At 71.4% G+C, this 17,164-nt stretch carries 20 protein-coding genes; 3 read left to right on the top strand and 17 right to left on the bottom strand.

Features of this window, described 5'->3' with window-relative positions; all coding sequences use genetic code 11:
- From VMR86_03225 to VMR86_03210, 4 genes are all read right to left on the bottom strand, one after another.
- The coding region (locus VMR86_03225) for a glycosyltransferase family 39 protein (protein ID HTO06044.1) at window positions 1–457 on the bottom strand (457 nt) is incomplete at its 3' end.
- The gene (locus VMR86_03220) at window positions 454–999 is read right to left on the bottom strand and encodes a GNAT family protein (protein ID HTO06043.1); all 546 of its coding nucleotides are present in this window, start codon (window positions 997–999) and stop codon (window positions 454–456) included. The genes VMR86_03220 and VMR86_03225, both read right to left, overlap by 4 nt.
- Before the next feature lie 10 nt (window positions 1,000–1,009).
- The gene (locus tag VMR86_03215; GenBank protein ID HTO06042.1) at window positions 1,010–2,158 is read right to left on the bottom strand and encodes a serine hydrolase domain-containing protein; all 1,149 of its coding nucleotides are present in this window, start codon (window positions 2,156–2,158) and stop codon (window positions 1,010–1,012) included.
- The gene (locus VMR86_03210; protein ID HTO06041.1) at window positions 2,158–3,600 is read right to left on the bottom strand and encodes an NAD(P)/FAD-dependent oxidoreductase; all 1,443 of its coding nucleotides are present in this window, start codon (window positions 3,598–3,600) and stop codon (window positions 2,158–2,160) included. Before VMR86_03210 ends, VMR86_03215 begins: the two co-directional genes overlap by 1 nt.
- A gap of 102 nt (window positions 3,601–3,702) precedes the next feature.
- Here VMR86_03210 and VMR86_03205 point away from each other — a divergent pair, with 102 nt between their 5' ends.
- A complete protein-coding gene (locus tag VMR86_03205; protein HTO06040.1) occupies window positions 3,703–4,941 on the top strand; it encodes a patatin-like phospholipase family protein in 1,239 nt (412 codons plus the stop codon).
- Here the strand turns inward: VMR86_03205 and VMR86_03200 are convergent.
- The 7 genes from VMR86_03200 to VMR86_03170 all read right to left on the bottom strand — a co-directional run bounded on the left by VMR86_03200 (window position 4,876) and on the right by VMR86_03170 (window position 9,951).
- Entirely contained in the window at window positions 4,876–6,096 is a 1,221-nt protein-coding gene (locus VMR86_03200; GenBank protein HTO06039.1) for a cytochrome P450, read from the bottom strand. The genes VMR86_03205 and VMR86_03200 overlap by 66 nt on opposite strands.
- A 39-nt stretch (window positions 6,097–6,135) precedes the next feature.
- A complete protein-coding gene (locus VMR86_03195) occupies window positions 6,136–6,468 on the bottom strand; it encodes a hypothetical protein (protein HTO06038.1) in 333 nt (110 codons plus the stop codon).
- Window positions 6,465–6,776 (bottom strand): hypothetical protein, encoded by a 312-nt coding sequence (locus VMR86_03190; protein ID HTO06037.1) that lies wholly within the window; start codon window positions 6,774–6,776, stop codon window positions 6,465–6,467. The genes VMR86_03195 and VMR86_03190 overlap by 4 nt, the downstream gene beginning before the upstream one ends.
- On the bottom strand, window positions 6,773–7,930 hold the full coding sequence (locus VMR86_03185; GenBank protein ID HTO06036.1) for an acyl-CoA dehydrogenase family protein: 1,158 nt from the start codon (window positions 7,928–7,930) through the stop codon (window positions 6,773–6,775). Before VMR86_03185 ends, VMR86_03190 begins: the two co-directional genes overlap by 4 nt.
- A gap of 128 nt (window positions 7,931–8,058) precedes the next feature.
- Window positions 8,059–9,300: an LL-diaminopimelate aminotransferase gene (locus VMR86_03180; protein HTO06035.1), complete on the bottom strand. Its 1,242-nt coding sequence runs from the start codon at window positions 9,298–9,300 to the stop codon at window positions 8,059–8,061.
- 10 nt (window positions 9,301–9,310) lie between these two features.
- Window positions 9,311–9,673 carry a CbiX/SirB N-terminal domain-containing protein gene (locus tag VMR86_03175; protein ID HTO06034.1) on the bottom strand — a complete coding sequence of 121 codons (363 nt, stop codon included), beginning with the start codon at window positions 9,671–9,673 and terminating at the stop codon, window positions 9,311–9,313.
- Window positions 9,670–9,951, bottom strand: coding sequence for a 2Fe-2S iron-sulfur cluster-binding protein (locus VMR86_03170; protein HTO06033.1), 282 nt, complete (start codon window positions 9,949–9,951; stop codon window positions 9,670–9,672). Before VMR86_03170 ends, VMR86_03175 begins: the two co-directional genes overlap by 4 nt.
- A 59-nt stretch (window positions 9,952–10,010) precedes the next feature.
- Between VMR86_03170 and VMR86_03165 the strand changes: the two genes are divergently transcribed.
- A complete protein-coding gene (locus VMR86_03165; protein HTO06032.1) occupies window positions 10,011–10,742 on the top strand; it encodes a molybdopterin-binding protein in 732 nt (243 codons plus the stop codon).
- 59 nt (window positions 10,743–10,801) lie between these two features.
- Here VMR86_03165 and VMR86_03160 read toward each other — a convergent pair whose 3' ends face one another.
- Complete coding sequence (locus tag VMR86_03160; protein HTO06031.1) at window positions 10,802–11,542, bottom strand: PAS domain-containing protein; 741 nt, start codon at window positions 11,540–11,542, stop codon at window positions 10,802–10,804.
- 86 nt (window positions 11,543–11,628) lie between these two features.
- Between VMR86_03160 and VMR86_03155 the strand changes: the two genes are divergently transcribed.
- Window positions 11,629–12,036 carry a DUF4079 family protein gene (locus tag VMR86_03155; GenBank protein HTO06030.1) on the top strand — a complete coding sequence of 136 codons (408 nt, stop codon included), beginning with the start codon at window positions 11,629–11,631 and terminating at the stop codon, window positions 12,034–12,036.
- Here the strand turns inward: VMR86_03155 and VMR86_03150 are convergent.
- From VMR86_03150 to VMR86_03130, 5 genes are read right to left on the bottom strand one after another with little or no spacing between them, the layout of a single operon-like run.
- On the bottom strand, window positions 12,033–13,016 hold the full coding sequence (locus VMR86_03150; protein ID HTO06029.1) for a CvpA family protein: 984 nt from the start codon (window positions 13,014–13,016) through the stop codon (window positions 12,033–12,035). The genes VMR86_03155 and VMR86_03150 overlap by 4 nt on opposite strands.
- 44 nt (window positions 13,017–13,060) lie before the next feature.
- Window positions 13,061–14,140, bottom strand: a complete 1,080-nt coding sequence (gene aroC / locus VMR86_03145) for a chorismate synthase (GenBank protein ID HTO06028.1) — start codon at window positions 14,138–14,140, stop codon at window positions 13,061–13,063.
- 26 nt (window positions 14,141–14,166) lie between these two features.
- A complete protein-coding gene (locus tag VMR86_03140) occupies window positions 14,167–14,715 on the bottom strand; it encodes a Smr/MutS family protein (protein HTO06027.1) in 549 nt (182 codons plus the stop codon).
- A gap of 26 nt (window positions 14,716–14,741) precedes the next feature.
- On the bottom strand, window positions 14,742–15,836 hold the full coding sequence (gene mutY / locus VMR86_03135) for an A/G-specific adenine glycosylase (protein ID HTO06026.1): 1,095 nt from the start codon (window positions 15,834–15,836) through the stop codon (window positions 14,742–14,744).
- Complete coding sequence (locus VMR86_03130; GenBank protein HTO06025.1) at window positions 15,776–17,104, bottom strand: M23 family metallopeptidase; 1,329 nt, start codon at window positions 17,102–17,104, stop codon at window positions 15,776–15,778. Before VMR86_03130 ends, mutY begins: the two co-directional genes overlap by 61 nt.
- Window positions 17,105–17,164 lie beyond the last annotated feature (60 nt).

Genomic DNA, 17,164 nt, shown 5'->3' with positions numbered 1-17,164 from the left:
CGAGTCTCTCGAACGCGGCGAGCGCGGCGGTGGTGAAGAGCACCAGCAGCATGTCGGCCGTGCCCAGCCGGGCCGAGAGCCAGAACTGCGCCATGGCCGCGAGCGCCGCCGCCGCGGCGAGCCCGCTCGCCGGCTCGAGCGCGCGCGAGCCCCAGGCGAGCACGACCGCCAGCGTGGCGAGCCCCGCGAGCGCCGACACGCTGCGCAGAGTGATGCCGCTCGGGCCGCCCGCGAGCTCGGCCGTGGCCGCGGCCGCCCAGTAGAAGAGCGGCGGCTTCTGCAGCCGCGCCGTGCCGTGCAGCGGCGGGAACAGCCATTGGCCGCTGGCCAGCATCTCGCGCACGATCGCGTCGCTGCGCTGCTCGCCGCGGTGGTGCGGGGGCGGCTCTCCCAGGCGCCAGAACAATCCGAACGCCACGGCCGCGAACAGCGCGACGGCGAGCGCGCGGCGAGTCACTGCGCCAGCGGTCCCTCACTGCGCAGGCGCGCGTACACGGCGTGGTCCACGTAGTGATCGTACAGCCATCCGGCCTGGCGCAGCACGCCCTCGAGCCGGAAGCCCAGGGCCTCCGCCAGCGCCCGGCTGCGCGCGTTCTCGCTGGCCGCGACGAGCTCGATGCGATTCAGGCCCAGTGACTCGAAGCCGTGCCGCACGCACGCGCGGCAGCACGCGCTCATGATGCCCCTGCCCTGCCGGTCGGCGCGCAGCCAGTAGCCCAGCTCGCCGCTGCGGTTGTCGTGATCGATGCGGCGGAAGCCGCACACGCCGGCCAGCTCGCCCTCGTGCACGACCGCGAGCTCGAGCGACGTGCCCGCGTGCTCGCGCTCGGCCACGGCCCGGATGAAGATCCCGATCTGCGCGACCTCGCGCACCGCGTCCAGCCACGGCAGCCAGGCGCGCAGGTACGCGCGGTTCGCGTCGACCAGGGCGAACAGCGGCCCGGCGTCCTCGGCGGCGAGCGAGCGGAGCGACGTGCGCTCGTCCGCGCGCAGGATCATCGGATCACAGTCAGGGACTCGAGGAGAGCCCGCCGTACAGCGCGCGAATCAGTCGGCCGAGCCGCTTGTCGCCGGTCGTGCCCGGGCTCATCCGGTTCATCACGTAGGCGAGCGAGACGCGCGCGTCGCAGTCGGCCAGGGCGAAAGAGCCGCCCCAGCCGCCGTGACCGAAGGTGCGCGGGTTGGGCGAGAGCGGCAGGTCCTTGCTGGCCAGCATGAAGCCCAGGCCCCAGCGCATGGGACCGAGCACCAGGTCCTTGCCGTAGCACTGCTCGGCGATGGCGCGCGCGATCGAGGCCTCGCGGAGCAGCCGCACGCCGTCGAGTGACCCGCCGCAGGCCAGCGCCGCCATGATGCGCGCCGCGCCGCGCGCGTTGGCCTGGCCGTTGGCCGCCGGCACCTCGGCCGCGCGCCAGGCGCGCGTGTTGGCGATGGTCTGGGTCACGCTCGGGTTGGCGAGCGCGCGCCGCAGCTCGTAGCTCGAGTCACCGGGCTTGGGCGGCTCGGCCAGCGGGGCCGGCGGATCGGGCGGCACCATCTCGACCACGCGCGGCTCCTCGGACTCCGGCAGGCCGATCCAGAACTCCGCGCCGAGCTTCGAGGCGACCTCGTCGCGGAAGAACGCGCCCAGCGTGCGGCCGTCGATGCGCCGCAGCACCTCGCCCACCAGGTGCCCGAAGGTGATCGCGTGATAGCCGCTGCGCGTGCCCGGCTCCCACAGCGGCTTCTGCGCCGCGAGCGCCGCGCAGAAGCCCTGCCAGTCGAGCACGCCCTCGGCCGGCATGGGCTCGGAGAGACCCGCGAGACCCGACTGGTGCGACAGCAGGTAGCGCACCGGGATCGCGCCCTTGCCGGCGGCCGCGAACTCCGGCCAGTAGCGCGCCACCGGCGCGTCGAAGTCGAGCCCGCCGCGGTCGGCCAGCACGTGCGCGCACAGCGCGGTCATGGCCTTGGTGGTCGACCACACGTTCGCCAGCGAGTCCCTTTGCCAGGGCCGCGTGCGCGCGGCGTCGGCGTGGCCGCCCCACAGGTCCACCACCAGCTCGCCGTTCACGGTGGCGGCGAACGAGGCGCCCACCTCGTTCTCGACCGCGAAGTTCTTCGCGAAGGCGTCCTGGACCCGCGCGAAGCGGGCGGAGCAGTGACCCCCGACCTCCACTAGCGCGGCGCCGAGTTGAACTGCGCGAAGTCCGGCCGGCGCGTGCGCCACCAGTAGGCGACGGTGAAGCCCGACCAGTTGTTCGTGACCTTGCCCGCGGCCGTCTTGTACCAGCTCTTGCAGCCGGCGGCCCAGGCGGTGTCCAAAAGCTCGCGCTGCACCCGTTCGTTGTAGCTGCGCATGACTTCGGGGCGCACGTCGAGATAGCGCAGGTTGCGGCGCATCAGCTCCTGGATGCACTGCAGCGCGTAGCTCACCTGGCACTCGATCATGAAGATGATCGAGTTGTGACCCAGGTTCGTGTTCGGCCCGTACATCAGATACAGGTTCGGGAAGCCCGCGATCGTGAGTCCCAGGTGCGCCTCGGCGCCCTCGCGCCACAGCTCTTCGAGCTTGCGGCCGCCCAGGCCCTCGATCTGCATCGGCGCCAGGAACGACGTGGCCTGGAAGCCGGTCGCGAGCAGGAGCGTGTCGGCCGGGTGGTGCACGCCGTCGGCAGTCACCACGCCGTCGCGCACGATGCGCTGGATGGGGCTGGTCACCACGTCGACGTTGGGCCGCGCCAGCGCCGGGTAGAAGTCGTCGTCGATCAGGATGCGCTTGCAGCCCACGCGGTAGTCGGGCGTCAGCTTCTTGCGCAGCTCGGGGTCGGGGATCGACGCCTCGAGATACATGCGCGCGCCCTTCTGGAACAGGCGCGCGTAGAAGCCCTCGCGCGCGAACGCCATGAAGTTCTTCTCGAGCTGCCAGTAGAAGAACCAGCGGTAGATGCGCGCGAGCGCCGGGAAGCTGCGGAAGAAGCGCTTGGCGCGCTCGCTGTAGGCGTAGTCACCGCGCGGCACCACCCAGTTCGCCGAGCGCTGCAGGATCGTGAGCTTCTTCGCCTGCGCCGCGACCTTGGGAATGAACTGGATGGCGCTCGCGCCGTTGCCCACGCAGACCACGTTCTTGCCCGTGAAGTCGTGGCTCGTGTCCCAGCGCGCGGAGTGGAACTTCGGCCCGTCGAAGTCCTGCAGGCCCGGCAGGTCGGGCACGAAGGGCCGGTTGAGCTGGCCGGTGCCGCTCACCAGCACGTCGGCCACGATCTCCTCGCCCGACTTCGTGCGCACGCGCCACTGGCCGGCGCCCTCGTCGAAGCTCGCGCCCGAGACCTCTGTGCCGAAGCGGATGTGCGGCAGGATCCCGTACTTCTCCGCGGTGCGCTGCAGATACTCCCGGATCTCGGCCTGCCCCGAGAACTTTCGCGTCCAGTCCGGGTTGGGCTCGAACGAGTAGCAGTAGAAGTGCGAGGGCACGTCGCACGCCGCGCCCGGGTACTGGTTCTCGTTCCAGGTTCCGCCGATCCGATCGTTCTTCTCGAGGATCGTGAACGACGAGATACCGGCCTTCTTCAACTGGATGCCCATGCACAGGCCAGAGACGCCTGCGCCGAGAATCGCCACCGCCGGGGTCCGACCAGAGCTTGCCACGCCACAGATATAGCACGCGGCTGCCTTCGAATTCGGCAGCGGGTCCGGGAATCGGCAGCCCGCGCGCAGCGCACCGTGGCACCCGGTTTGCTCGTCCAAGTGAGCATGCTCGGGCTGGTGCTGACCGCAGGGGGCGCGCGGGGCGCGTACCAGGCGGGTGTGTTGAAGCGGATCTCGGAGCTGCCCTATCTGCGGGAGCGGCCGCAGCCCTTCGAGATCATCGCCGGCGCGTCGGCGGGCGCGATCAACGGCACCATCCTCGCGGCGCACAGCGAGCGCTTCGGCGTCGCCGCGAGCGAGGTCGCGCGCGTGTGGGGCGAGCTCGCGGTGGACCGCGTGTTCCGCACCGACCTCGCGGCCCTGGCGCTGGGCGGCGCGTCGCTCCTGTGCGACTTCACGATCGGCGGACTACTCGGCCGGACGGGCACCTACGGGCTGCTCGACCCGAGCCCGCTCGAGGCCCTGCTCCAGAGCGCCCTGCCGCCGAACGGCGTGCGTTCTGCGATCGAGCGCGGCGAGCTCTACGCGGTGGCGGTGTCGGCCACGAGCTATCACTCGGGCCGCTCGTACACCTTCATCCAGGGCCGGCAGGGGCACGCAATCTGGAGCAAGAGCCGGCGCGTGGTGCTGCCGGTGACTCTGACTCACAAGCACATCCTGGCGTCGGGAGCGATTCCGATCGTGTTCCCGCCGGTGCGGCTCGACTCGGGCTCGGGCGACCGCTGGTTCGGCGACGGCGGCATGCGGCTGGTCGCGCCGCTCTCGCCCGCGATCCGGCTCGGCGCGCGCCGGCTGCTCGCGATCGGCGTGCGCTCGACGCGCGCCGCGAGCGCCCTCGCGCAGCACGAGGCCGCGGCCGATCACCCGCTGCCCTGCCCGCCGCTCGCGCAGGTCTGCGGCGTGTTCCTGAACGCGATCTTCCTGGACCACCTCGACACCGACCTGGACCACCTGCGGCGCATGAACGAGCTGGTGGCGGCGCACAACAGCCAGGGCGTGCAGGAGCCCATGCGGCGCATCACCCCGCTCGCGGTCAGCCCGTCGGAAGACCTGGCGCTCGTCGCGCAGCGCTTCGCGCACCGCATGCCGCGGCTGCTGCGCTTCGTGCTCGACGGTCTGGGCACGCCCGACGCGCAGAGCGCCGACCTGATGAGCTACCTCTTGTTCGACTCGGCGTACACGAGCACGCTGGTCGACATCGGCTACCGCGACGCGGACAAGCAGATCGGCGAGATCGAGGCGCTGATCTCAGGGGAACTCGACCGGGAGGTTTTCGGGCCGCCGGAAGAACCCCATCTGCTGCCACCGCACTAAGTCGTCGCGCATGCGCGCGTTGGCGGGCATGAGGTCGAGCGTGGCATCGAGCATGAAGCCCATCTCGGCCTTGGCGAGGTGCACGCCCAGACAGTAGTGCGGGCCGCGGCCGAAGATGGTGAGGTCGGTGTTGTCGCGCTCGACGTCGAAGCGGTCGGGGTCGGGGAAGACCGACGGGTCGCGGTGCGCGCCGCTGAACGACAGCATCAGCATCTGGCCCTTCCGGATCGGCTTTCCGCGCAGCTCGAAGTCCCGGACCGCGTAGCGCGGGAGGCCGCCCTGGCCGCCGAACGAGTAACGCAGGATCTCGTTCACGGCGCCGGGAATGAGCGTGCGATCGCGGCGCAGTCTCTCCGCGGCCTCGGGGTGCGCCAGGAGCGTGGTCACGGTGACCATGCCGCCGATCGCGGTGGTCTCGCTGCCCGCGCCGATCAGTCCCGCCACCAGGTTCACGATCTCGTCGTCGCTCATCGCGTCGCCGCGGTCGCTGGCGCGCACCAGGTCGGTGATCAGGTCCTCCTGCGGCGAGTGTCTGCGGTCGTCGGCCATCTTGCGCACCCACTCGGCCAGCTCGAGGAACGCGGCGTTGCCGAGCTCGCGCAGCTTGGCGTCGCTGAACGAGAAGAAGCCGCGGATCGTGGCCTGCGCCAGCTCGCGGAAGCGCACCTCCTCGCCGGTCTTCGCGGGCACCCCGGTGACTCGGCTCATCACCGCGTTGGGGATCGGATCGGTGAACTCACTCATCAGGTCGACCACGCCGCGCCGCCCGCGCAGCGGCGCCGCGAACTGCTCGACCACGTCCTTCACCTGCTGGTCCATGCGCGAGATCGCGCGCGGCGTGAACGCGGCCGACACCAGCCGGCGCACGCGCGCGTGCTCCTCGGGCGGCAGCGAGAACAGCCCCTGGCCCTCGACCTTGGCCATGTAGGTGCCGGGCGCGGGCGGCACGTAGTGCTCGTACGCGCGCGGGTCGTTGGTGACGTTGGGGTCCGTGAACAGGTTGCGCACGTCGTCGTAGCGGGTGACGAACCAGAAGCCGAGCCCGGGCACGAAGTGCACCGGATCCTCGACGCGCAGCCGCGCGATCACCGGGTACGGATCGAGCATGAACTCTTCGGTCAGCATCGGCGACGAGGGAGCTGCGGTTTCGGTCATGGCCGGAGATCGTAGTGGCTGCGAGCGGTCCGGGTCCAATCAGGGCTCCATGGAGTGGTCGCACGTCACGTGCTGGTCCCACGGCGTGTAGATCTGGGCGTAGGACACCAGTGACTGGAGGAACGTGCGGCCCGTCTCGAGGCTCTTCACGTGCCCCTCGCCGCCGCAGATCGCGACCGCATCGATCTGGCGCTCGCGCGGCAGGAAGCCGTTCTCGAAGTAGTGGTGCCAGGCCGTGTTCCGCCAGTGACTCAGGGTCTGAGGCGTCTCTGCCGGCCGGGGTGCGCCCACCGGTTGCAGGTTGCGGTACACCGTGTGGAAGCAGGCCCCCAGCGACAGGCACGAGAGCACGCTGAGCGCGCGCAGCGTCACGGCTTGGGCCTCATGCGATGACCGGGCTCGAGCCGGCACCAGTAGTACGCGGTCCGGGGGGCGTAGATCCCGGCCGTGACCGTCCCGAGCACGCTGTCCCAGAACGCCAGCTCCTCGTCGACGGCCACCGCCCCGTAGGCGCAGTACTGGCTGACGTCGACGTCCTGCGAAGTGAGTCCCCAGAAGTAGTACGCGTTGTGCTTCACGACCGGCTCTGGCTCCGAATCGTCGTAGGACACGGTGAAGCGCACCACGTAGCAGCCCGTGAGCAGCACGGCGGCGATAGAGAGCAGCGCGCGCCGAATCATGCCGGCAGGCCCAGGCCGCGCGTGGCGATGATGTTGCGCAGGATGTTGTTCGTGCCGCCCTGGATGGTGTACGCGGGCGCGTAGAGGAAGGTGCGCGCGACGCGGCCGGCGAGCGGCGCGTGCGGGTCGGCGCCGTCGAGCGACGACACGGCGCCGAAGATCTCGCACACCGTGCTCGTGATGCGCTGCTCGAGGCTGGTGCAGAAGGTCTTGGCGACCGCGGCCTCGTGATTGGGCACGCGCCCCTGCGAGAGCATCTCGGCCACGCGGTAGATCAGGCCGCGGCCGGCGCGCCAGGCGATCTCGAGCTCGGCGATGCGGTCGCGCAGCGCGGGGTCGCGCGCGCTGCGGCCGGACTCGCGCGCGTGGGCTTTGGCGGCGCGCCACAGCGGGGCGTTCGAGACCAGGCGCTCGATGCCGCTGCGCTCGAAGTCGAGCTGCTGCATGATCTGGTAGAAGCCGTTGTGGAGCTTTCCGATCAGCGTGCTCTTCGGCACGCGCACGTCGTCGAAGAACAGCTCGCCGAAGTGTGACTCGCCGACCATGTCGCGGATCGGGCGCACGGTGAGTCCCGGTGCGCGCATCGAGATCAGGAGCTCGCTGATGCCCTTGTGCTTCGGCGCGTCGGGATCGGTGCGCGCAACCAGATAGCAGTAGTCGGCTTCGCTCGCGAAGCTGGTCCAGATCTTCTGGCCGCGGATCACGAACTCGTCGCCGTCGAGGTCGGCGCGCGTGCCGAGCGCCGCCAGGTCACTGCCCGCGTTCGGCTCGCTCATGCCGACGCAGAAGCTGATCTCGCCGCGCGCGATGCGGGGCACGAGCTCGTTCTTCTGCGCGTCGCTGCCGTGTGCGAGCAGCGCGGGGCCGATCTGGCGGTCGCCGAACCAGTGCGCGGCGACGGGCGCGCCCGCGAGCAGGAGCTCCTCGGTCACGATCAGTCGGTCCATGTAGCTGCGCTCGCTGCCGCCGAAACGCTTGGGCCAGGTCATACCGATCCAGCCGCGCGCGGCGAGGCGCTTGGAGAACTCGCGGTCGAAGCCCGCGATCCAGCCGTCTTCCAGCACGCGCCGGGCGGCCAGCGCGGGGTCGTTCGCCGCGAACGCCCGCACCTCTCTGCGCAGCCGCGCCTGCGCTTCCGTGTCCCGCCAATCCATCGCGCGAGATCATACCTAGTGACCGTGGCGGTGGTGCGGGCCGGCCCAGCGCCGGTGTGTGTGCACGAGCGGCTCGTGCCGGTGGAGGTGGCTGTGGCGCGTCTCCGGCGCGGAACGGCCGGCCGCGCTCAGGTCTTCCCCCCGAGTGTCTTCCGCACGCGCGCGACGGCCTCTTCGACCTGGTCGCGCTTGCCGAAGGCCGACAGCCGCAGATACCCCTCGCCGCAGGCGCCGAAGCCCGCGCCCGGCGTGCACACCACGTGCGCCTCGTTCAGCAGGCGGTCGAACATGTCCCAGGAGCCGACACCTTTGGGTGTGGCGATCCAGGCGTAGGGCGCGTTCTCGCCGCCGAACACCTTGAGACCCGCCTCGGCAATGCCGGTGCGGATCAGGCGCGCGTTCTCCATGTAGTAGTCGATGTTGGCCCGCACCTCGCGCCGGCCCGCGTCGCTGTAGCAGGCCGCGGCGCCGACCTGGATCGGGTAGCTCGCGCCGTTGAACTTGGTGCTCTGCCGCCGGCCCCAGAGCCGGTGGAGACTCACCGCGTTGCCCTTCGCGTCCTTGCCCACGACTTCCTTGGGCACCACCACGAAGCCGCAGCGCAGGCCGGTGAAGCCGGCGAGCTTCGAGTAGCTGCGGAACTCGAGTGCGACCTCGCGCGCGCCGTCGATCTCGTAGATCGAGTGAGGCAGGCTCGAGTCACAGATGTAGCCCTCGTACGCGGAGTCGTAGAGCAGCACGGCGTCGTGCTGCTTCGCCCAGGACACCCAGCGCTCGAGGTCGGCCTTGGTCGCGGCCGCGCCCGTGGGGTTGTTCGGGAAGCAGAGATACACGAAGTCGACCGGCTCGTCGGGCGGCGCCGGCTTGAAGCCGTTCTTCTCGGTGCACGGGAGATACACGATGCCCGCGTACTTCCCGTCGGGGCCCGCCGGGCCGCTGCGCCCGGCCATCACGTTCGTGTCGACGTACACGGGGTAGACCGGGTCGGGCACCGCCACGCGCGCGTTCTGCGCGAAGATCTCCTGGATGTTCCCGCTGTCGCACTTGCTGCCGTCGGACACGAAGATCTCGTCGGGAGACACCGCCGCCCCGCGCGCCTTGTACTCGTGCTCGGCGATCGCGTCGCGCAGGAAGTCGTAGCCCTGGTCGGGGCCGTAGCCCTTGAAGGTGGCCTCGGCGCCCAGCTCGTCGATCGCGCGGTGCATGGCGGCGCGGATCGATTCGCCGATCGGCAGCACTACGTCGCCGATGCCCAGCCGGATCAGCTTCGCGTCGGGGTTCCGGTCGGCGTAGGACTTCACGCGCCGGCCGATCTCCGGAAAGAGATATCCGGCGGCGAGCTTCAGGTAGTGGTCGTTGATCAGGGCCATGGCGGCTTCCTCACTCCGCCGGGAGCGTAGCCAGAACCAGCGCCGCGATTCCAGGGGCGCTGCCGAGCGCCGGAGTCACCTGGACGCGCAGCCCCGGGTGCGCGGCCGCGGCCGCCGCCACGGCCCGCGGCAGGTCGCGCGCGGCGTGTCTGCCCGGCGCGAGGAACAGCGGGTGCACGAACAGCTCCGAGACACCGTCCGCGGCGCAGGCCGCCAGCGCCTCGGCGATCGAGGGAGGCGCCTGCTCCAGGTGGGCGACATACACGCGCAGGCCGGGTCGCAGCGCGCGCAGCTCGGCCGCGAGCTTCTCGAGCGCTGCCGCGGCCTCGGGCTCGCGGCTGCCGTGGTCGACGACCAGGAGCGCCCGGCTCACCAGTAGTCCGCCGAGAGCGTGAGATCGCCCTGCACGCGCAGCGCGCACGCCAGCCGCAGCTCGCCCGGCACGCGGTTGCGCTCCTTGGCCCGGCGCTCGATCGCCTTCTCACGCGCCACCCGGCCCGCCAGGATGCGCACCCCGCACTTCGCACACACCAGGTCGTCACCGCAGGCGCGCGCGATCGGCAGCCCCGCCTCGCGCACCGCGTCGATCAGGCGGGTGCCCCGCGCGACCTCGCGTGTGATCTGCGACGGCAGGAAGCGCAGCGTGGGCACGCGCCGAGGATACGACGGCCGGCCCGGCCGGCCAGAGCGCTCTGCTAGACTGCGCGGCGATGTCCACCGCCGGGATCGTGATCATCGGCAACGAGATCCTGACGGGGAAGATCCAGGACGAGAACACGCCGTATCTCCTGCGCGAGCTGCGGCGCAACGGCGTCGACGTGCCCCGCGTGCACGTGATTCCCGACGTGATCGAAGACATCGCGCGCGACGTGCGCGCGTTCAGCGCCGCCTACGACTACGTGCTGACTTCGGGCGGCGTCGGCCCCACTCACGACGACCTCACCATGGACGGCGTGGCCGCGGCCTTCGACGTGCCGCTGGTGGTGAACGAGGAGATGCTGGGCATGCTGCGCGGCGCGCTGCGCGGCAAGGAGCCCAACGCGAGTCACTTGAAGATGTGCATGCTGCCGGCCGGCGCGAGCCTGATCACCTCGAAGGACCTGTGGTTCCCGCTGGTGCAGATGCGCAACGTGTTCGTGTTTCCAGGCATCCCGCGGCTGCTGCAGATGAAGTTCGAGTCGGCACGCGAGCTGTTCAAGGGCAGCCCGGTCTACCTGCACCGCGTGTACATGAGCCTGATCGAGAGCGACATTGCCGAGGACCTGAACGCGGTGGTCGCGGAGTTCCAGAGCGTGGCCTTCGGCAGCTACCCGCGCACCTCGGCCGAGGTCGACTACATGACCTTGCTGACGCTGGAATCTCGCGACCGCGAGCTCGCCGAGCGCGCCGCCGCGGCGCTCGTGAAGCGCATGCCGCCCGGGAGCGTGGTGCGGGTGGAGTGAGCCGTGCGTGCCCGAGGCCTTCGAGGACATCCGGCGCTTCGTCGCAGAGTGAGTCGCGCTCAGGCGATGCGCTTGAGCCGCTCGCGCACCAGGAAGATCGCGAGCCGCCGGCCCGAGATCATGTGACTCGCGATCGTGACTTCGACCGGCACGAAGTCCCCGTTGGGGCGCGCGATCGTGAGATCGAGCGGGCCGCTGTCCTCGCCGGCATCGAGCCGTGACTCGAGCTCGCGCCAGGCGACCTGGTCCTGGGGTGCGATGTAGCTCGTGAGCTCCGAGCCCACCAGGCGCGCGGCGTCGCTCGCGAACAGCGCCTCGGCAGCAGGGTTCACGTCGTAGATGGTGTTGGTGTCGAGGTTCACCGCCACGTAGGTGTCGGAGATGCGGTCGATGGCGCCGCGCACGCGCCTGCCGGCGTTGGGCGTGGGGCGGTTCTTGCTGCGCTCGCGCTTGGGCTCGGCCTCTTCGGGCGCGAGGATGCGGCGCACGCCGGCGCGGAAACGCGCCTCCATGTCGCCGAGCGCTCCCGCGACGTCGGGCGGCGCGGAGAACGAGTTGGCGACTTCGACGGCGGCGCGCACGGTGGCTTCGAGCGCGAGCGCGCTGTTGCCGCCGAGGCCGTCGAGTGACACGCGCGCGGTGTCGAGCGAGAGACTCGCGAGACGGCAGTAAGTGCGGAAGCGGCGGATCACCTCGGCGCGGACTTCGGGCGCGGGCTCCGCGCGGCCGAGACGCCGGTTGACCTCGGCCTCGATCGCGCTCCGGTAGCGCTCCAGGTGAGCGACCGCCGCCCGGAGCACGGCTCCCTCATCCATCCCCATTGGAAAACGAGATAACAGTTTCTCCGCGGCTGGACCAGTCACGGCCCCGCCGATAGCCTCGGGACGTGCGCCTCGCGTATCTGCATCCCATCGCCATGGTGGCCGTGCTCGCGCTGGGCTTGTTCGTGCTGCGCGAGGGGCTGCGCATCCGCAACGGGCGGCTCGTGCGGCGGCCGGTCAGCTCGCGCCGGCACCGGCGGGTCGCGAAGGTGCTGGTGTTGCTCGTGATTGCGGGCTTCGGCTCGGGCCTCTATTCGATGGCCGGACTGCGCGGGAAGCCGCTCTACGGCTCTGTGCACGCCTGGCTCGCGAGCGGCGCGCTGCTCGGGTTCGCGCTGGGCGGCGCGGCGGGGCTGTGGCTCGAGCGCCGCATGCGCATCGAGCCCCTGCGCGCCGTGCACGCAGTCACTGCCAGCGTGGGGCTGCTGCTCGGCCTGGCCGCGGCGATCGCCGGGCTCGCAATTCTGCCTTAGGCCTTCGGCGCGGCGGGCGGAGCAGCGGGCTCGCTGTCGAAGTCCCGCAGCACGCGGTTCAAGAGCGCGCGGATCTGCGGGTTGGCGAGCAGCGCGGCGTGATCGCCCGACTCGATGGCGGCGCGCACGGCCGGGTCGTGCGCGAGGTCCGAGAGCGCGGGGTCGTTGCGGATCGCGCGGATGCGCGGCGCCGCGCCTTCGAGCGTCGCGCGCATGGCCGCGCGGAACGCTTGCGGGTCGGCGCGCGCGGCTTCGGGCACGAGACCCAGATCCGCGAGCCCCGCGCGCGTGGCATCGTCGCGCATCAGCGCGCCGAAGCTGTCGCGCGTGAGCGCGCGCTCGACCTGGCCGTCGGCGACCCATTCCCAGAACAGGCTGTCGGACTGCAGCTCGGCGAAGCGCGGCCCGGACAGGAGCTTCTGGGTCGCGCCCAGCGCCGCGCCCGGGTCCGCGACCAGCTTCACCGCGAGCTTCGCGCCCGGTGAGTCACCGAGCGCGGACTCGACGCCCGACGCCACCACGCGCCGCGTGCTGGCGATCAGGAACGAGTGACTCTGGTCCATGCCCTGCGGCAGGCCCGCGCGGTAGGCCGCGTCGAGCACGCTGCCGAGCACCGCCAAGAGGAGCAGCGCCACCGCCGCCTGGATCACGCCGAAGCACGCTCCGCCGAGCCGGTCGTAGCTGCCGCGCGGCACGTCGTCGCGCCGCTCGCGCTCGTGGCGGATCAAGAGCGACGAGCCGATGCTGCAGGCCAGATACACCAGCGTGAACGCGCCGCTGCCCAGCAGCACCGACGCCACGATGCGGGGCATGCCGGCCAGCAACGCCAGCACGTGACCGAACGTGGTCGCCGCGAAGTAGCCCGCGAGATAGGCGCACACCACCGTGGCCAGGCGCAGGAAGCCGGCGAAGCTGCCGCGCCACGCGCCCAGGCCGATGAACAGCGCGGCCAGGCACAGTCCGATGGCGTCGAAGAGCACGCCACGACATCGGCGCCGGGAACAGCGCGCTTGACGCTAGCGAGTCACGGGGCGATCGCGCGCTGGCGCAGCAGGTGGTCGCAGAGCACCAGCGCCACCATCGCCTCGACCATCGGCACCGCGCGCGGCAAGACGCACGGGTCGTGGCGGCCCTGCGCCTCGAGTTTCACCGCCTCGTGCTCGCGGTTCACCGTGTCCTGCTCCTTGCGGATCGTGGCGGTCGGCTTGAACGCGGCGCGCACCACGATCGGCTCGCCGTTCGAGATGCCGCCCTGCACGCCGCCCGAGCGGTTGGTGCGCGTGTGCACGCGGTCGCCTGCCATCACGAAGGCGTCGTTGTGCTCGCTGCCGAGCATGCGCGTGCCGGCGAAGCCCGAGCCGATCTCGAAGCCCTTGCACGCCGGCAGCGACAGCAGCGCCGCGGCCAGCTCCGCCTCGAGCTTGTGGAACACGGGCTCGCCCAGCCCGGTCGGCACGCCGTGCGCCACGCAAGTCACCACGCCGCCCAGCGAGTCACCGGCCTTCCGCGCGTCGTCGATGCGGCGGATCATCTCTTCCGCGGCGACGGAATCGGGACAGCGCGTGATCGAGGCCTCGACCTGCGCGCGGGTCACCTCGACCGGGTCGACCTTGGCCTCGATCGTGTGCACCGCCGACACGTAGCCCACGATCTCGCCGGCGCCGAAGTGACTCAGCACCTTGCGCGCCAGCGCGCCGGCGGCCACGCGCCCGATCGTCTCGCGCGCGCTCGCGCGCCCGCCGCCCTGCCAGTTGCGGATGCCGTACTTCGCCTCGTAGGTGTAGTCGGCGTGCGACGGGCGGTACACGTCGCGCATGTCGGCGTAGGCCTCGGGGCGCGCGTCCTCGTTGCGCACCAGCACCAGGATCGGCGTGCCCAGCGTCCTGCCCTCGAACACGCCGGACAGGATCTCCGCGCGGTCGGCCTCCTGGCGCGGGGTCGTGAGTCGGCTCTGGCCCGGCCGGCGCCGGTCGAGCTCGACCTGCAGGTCCTCCACGGACAGAGGGATCTGCGGCGGGCAGCCGTCGATCACCACGCCGACCGCGCCACCGTGGGACTCACCCCAGGTGTGGATCCGGAACAGGTGGCCGAACGTCGAGCTCACGGCGTCATTCTAGGGCCGGCGGCGGGCTAACGCCCCCGGCGCAGGAGCACGTAGGTCGCGCCCGTGCCGCCGTCGGTCGGCGGGGCGCTGGAGTAGGCCAGCACGATCGTGCGGGCGGGTCCGCGCCCGAGCCAGCGCGGCAGCGCGGGCTTCAGCACGGCCTCGCCGTTGGGCGAGCGCTTGCCGCGGCCGTGCACGATGCGCACGCAGCGCAGGCCGCGCGCGTGCGCGGTCACCACGAATGACTCGACGCGCTCGCGCGCCGACTCGGCGTCGCTGCCGTGCAGGTCGAGGTCGGCCTGCGGCGTGAACTCTCCCTTGCGCAGCTGGCGCAGCACGCGCGGGTCGAGCCCGGGCACGCAGCCGGCCATGAACTCGTCGGAGTGGCGCACGTCGAAGGGCGACTCGCCACTCACCAGGGCGTCGAGCTCGCGAATCACCTCGCGCTCGCGCTCCGAGAGCGGAACGGGGTCGCGGTAGACGGGCGCGGGAGGGCGCCGGGTCTGCGTCAGCCGGGCGACGCCGGCCACGGCCGCTTCGAACAGCGCCTCGTCGTCGTCGGGCTCGTGCGCCATGGGACCTCGCGGACACCTCGCTTTTCCTACATCGGACGGCGGAGCGCCAGAGCTTTCTTGGCCAGGGCCGACAGCGGCAGCCGATCGAGCTCGCGGGCGCCGCAGAAGCGCGCCTCGCGGCGGGCCGCGCGCTCGAGACGCCCGCCGGAGTCAGTGAGCCGCACGACCTGGAGGCGCAGGTCGCGGTGAGTGAGCAGGTGGCGGACCCGGCCCAGCGGGCCGGCCGGCGCGCTGCGGATGCCCGTGCGCGCGAGCAGCGCCGCAGCCAGCCTGGCCGCGTCGCCGCCCTCCAGGGTCGGCAGCTCCCACAGCCCGGCGAACAGCCCCTCGCCGGGCCGCCGCACCAGCAGCACGCGCCCGCGGCGCTCGACCACGCCCGCGATCCAGCGCACCGTGCGCACGAGGGCGCGCTTGCGCGGGGCGGGGAACGCTTCGGGGTCGCCAGCCCGGCGCGCGCCGCAGAGCGACTCGACCGGACACAGAAGACACGTCGGCCCGCGCGGCGTGCAGACGGTCGCGCCCAGCTCCATCAGCGCCTGGTTCCAGTCGCCGGCGTCCTTCTCGGGCACCCAGGCCTCGGCACGCTGCCAGAGCTCGGCGTCGGTCGGCGCGCGCCAGGCCGAGAGCCGCGCCAGCACGCGCTTCACGTTGCCGTCGACCAGCGCCGCGCGCTCGCCGAAGGCGATGCTGCGCAGCGCGCCCGTGGTGTAGCGGCCGACGCCCGGCAAGGCCGCGAGCGCGGCCGGGTCGCGCGGCAGCAGGCCGCCGTGGTCTCGCACGACCGCCGCCGCGGCGCGCTGCAGGTTGCGCGCGCGCGCGTAGTAGCCGAGCCCGGCCCACGCGCGCAGCACGTCCTCGGAGTCGGCGGCCGCGAGCGCGTCCAATGTCGGAAAGCGCGCCAGGAAGCGCTCGTAGTAGGGAATCACGGTCTCGACGCGCGTCTGCTGCAGCATCGTCTCGGACAGCCAGATGCGGTACGGGTCACTCGTGCGGCGCCACGGCAAGTCACGCCGCGCGCGCCGGTACCAGGCGAGCAGTCTCTCGGCCAGCTCCTCGGGAGTCAGCCGCCCTGCGCCGTCTTCGCGCTGCCGAGCTTGGCCTCGATGTGGTCGTCGATCCATTTCTTGTCGAACCACTCCAGCGGATCGACGAACACCCCGTCGAGCAGCATCGCGAAGTGCAGGTGGTCGCCGCCCGCCAGGCCCGTCGTGCCGGTCTTGCCCAGGCTCTCACCTTTCACGATCGGCGTGTGGTTCTTCACGCCGATCTCCGACAGGTGGCCGTACAGGCTGAACAGGCCGAGCCCGTGGTCGAGCACCACGGCGTTGCCGTAGATGCCCAGCGGCCCCGCGAACACCACCACGCCGTCGTTGGCGGCGGGCACGTCGGCGTGCGAGGTCGAGGCCAGGTCGTAGCCCATGTGGGTCTGCTGGTCGACGACCTTGCCCTGGTACATGTAGCTGCGGCGCTGAGCGAAGCTCGCGCCCGCGTGCGTGTTCGGCATCTGCGCGAACGGCCCCGACCAGATGCGGTCGACGCTCGACTTCTGACACAGCTCGACCAGCGCGGCGTCGTTCTCCTTGCGTGTCTCGCGGTTGATCTTCAGGAAGCCGTCGAGCGCGGAGCCGTTGAAGCCGCCCAGGATCTCACTCACCTTCGACGCCATGAACTCGTCGCTGAGCGGGATGGTGTCGGTCGGGAACTGGCGCTCGAGCAGCGTGGTCACGAGCTCGATCCGGGTCGAGTTACCCGCGCGGTCGGTCACGACCAGCACGGGCTTCACGTTCGGCGGCGCGTCGGTCGGAATGGCGTAGAAGGCCAGCCGGCGCGAAGGCTCCGCCGGGTCGACGAAGCCCGGGAAGAACTTGTCGCCCACGGCGATGCCGTGCTTCTCGACCTTGTCCTCGACCGTGTACACGGCCAGCTCGGAGCCGCCGCGGCGCACGTAGGTGAGTCCGGTCGCAAGCGAGGCGCGCGGCGGCGTGGTGTCGATCGAGAGCGGCACCTCGACGTTGGCGCTGTTGGCGACCCAGGAATAGTCGGTCACCTCGGCGTTCAAGCTGGCGCTGCCGTCCGGAACGCCCAGCTCCTTGGGCTTCACCACGACCTCGATCTCGCGTTCGAGCCCGAGCTCCGCCCCGGTGAGCAGGCCGCCCGGGTACTCCTGGTCGGCCAGCGGGTAGGTCTTTCCGCCCGACTCGAGCCAGATGCGCGCGTGGCGCACGCCCGAGCCGTCGTCCTTGAAGCGGAACAGGTGGTGGTACTCGGCGCCCACGAAGCCCTGGGTGGTGAGCGTCGAGACGACGGGCGGCGTGCGCTCCAGGCGCGTGTACGAGTAGTAGGCCGCCCCACCGAGCAGCAACAGAACGATCAACCAAACGATGCGCATTACACCCCCCTCGGCATGCGCCCGTGAGAAACGGAGTCCGTCTGAATTACAAGACTCGAA

This window comes from Myxococcota bacterium, from assembly GCA_035498015.1.
Classification (GTDB): domain Bacteria; phylum Myxococcota_A; class UBA9160; order SZUA-336; family SZUA-336; genus VGRW01.
Note: the sequence above shows the minus strand (reverse complement) of the source record. Positions and strands in the feature narration are given on the sequence as shown.

Excerpts from the sequence above, each read along its gene's own strand:
- VMR86_03130 (HTO06025.1), bottom strand. The coding sequence starts at position 17,104 with ATGCGCATCGTTTGGTTGATCGTTCTGTTGCTGCTCGGTGGGGCGGCC.
- mutY (HTO06026.1), bottom strand. The coding sequence starts at position 15,836 with ATGGATCGACGACCACATCGAGGCCAAGCTCGGCAGCGCGAAGACGGC.
- VMR86_03180 (HTO06035.1), bottom strand. The coding sequence starts at position 9,300 with ATGGCCCTGATCAACGACCACTACCTGAAGCTCGCCGCCGGATATCTC.
- VMR86_03185 (HTO06036.1), bottom strand. The coding sequence starts at position 7,930 with ATGGATTGGCGGGACACGGAAGCGCAGGCGCGGCTGCGCAGAGAGGTG.
- VMR86_03165 (HTO06032.1), top strand. The coding sequence starts at position 10,011 with ATGTCCACCGCCGGGATCGTGATCATCGGCAACGAGATCCTGACGGGG.
- VMR86_03200 (HTO06039.1), bottom strand. The coding sequence starts at position 6,096 with ATGACCGAAACCGCAGCTCCCTCGTCGCCGATGCTGACCGAAGAGTTC.
- VMR86_03190 (HTO06037.1), bottom strand. The coding sequence starts at position 6,776 with ATGATTCGGCGCGCGCTGCTCTCTATCGCCGCCGTGCTGCTCACGGGC.
- VMR86_03220 (HTO06043.1), bottom strand. The coding sequence starts at position 999 with ATGATCCTGCGCGCGGACGAGCGCACGTCGCTCCGCTCGCTCGCCGCC.
- VMR86_03140 (HTO06027.1), bottom strand. The coding sequence starts at position 14,715 with ATGGCGCACGAGCCCGACGACGACGAGGCGCTGTTCGAAGCGGCCGTG.